1 protein-coding gene is annotated in these 832 nt (G+C 66.7%); it reads left to right on the top strand.

The window, feature by feature from the left end:
* Positions 1-832 (top strand): exodeoxyribonuclease VII large subunit (xseA, locus tag DBR24_RS27670; protein ID WP_256591909.1); only part of this gene is annotated, 832 nt, incomplete at both ends.

Here is an 832-nt window from a genome sequence, read left to right as displayed (position 1 = left end):
ACTATCAACTGATTCTCGACACCGTCGAACCGGCCGGTGATGGCGCGCTGCGTCTGGCGTTCGATGCGCTGAAGGAAAAACTCAGCGCCGAAGGCCTGTTCAGCGCCGAGCGCAAAGTGCCGCTGCCGGCGCATCCGCAGCGCATCGGCATCATCAGTTCGCCGACCGGCGCGGTGATTCGCGACATCATCAGCGTGTTCCGCCGCCGTGCACCGCAGGTGCAACTGACGCTGATCCCCACGGCCGTACAGGGCCGCGAGGCCACCGCGCAGATTGTCCGCGCACTGAAGCTGGCCGACGCCCGCGGTTTCGACGCGCTGATCCTCGCCCGTGGCGGCGGCTCGCTGGAAGACCTCTGGTGCTTCAACGAAGAGGCTGTGGCGCGTGCGGTCGATGCCTGTGTAACACCGATTGTCAGCGCTGTCGGCCATGAAACCGACGTGTCGATCAGCGACTTTGTTGCCGACGTACGCGCCCCCACGCCGTCGGCGGCTGCCGAACTGCTTGCTCCCGATTCCAGTCACCTGATCCGTCAGGTCGAAAGCCTGCATCGCCGCTTGGTGATGCGCATGCGTGACCGCTTGATGCGCGACCGTCTGCGCCTGGAAGGCATGGCCCGGCGCCTGCGGCATCCCGGCGAACGTCTGCGCCAGCAGGCGCAGCGTCTGGATGACCTGGACATGCGCATGCGCCGCGCCTTCGAGCGTCAGCTCAATACTCGTCGCGAACGCCTGATCCGTCTGGAAACCCGACTCGCCGGGCAACACCCGGGACGCCAACTGGCGATGTTGCGCCAGCGCCTCGACAGCCTCGCCGAACGCCTGCCCCGGGC

This window comes from Pseudomonas sp. HMWF006 (assembly GCF_003061205.1).
GTDB classification, from domain to species: Bacteria; Pseudomonadota; Gammaproteobacteria; order Pseudomonadales; family Pseudomonadaceae; genus Aquipseudomonas; species Aquipseudomonas monsensis.
This window is presented reverse-complemented; position numbering and strand designations above follow the sequence as displayed.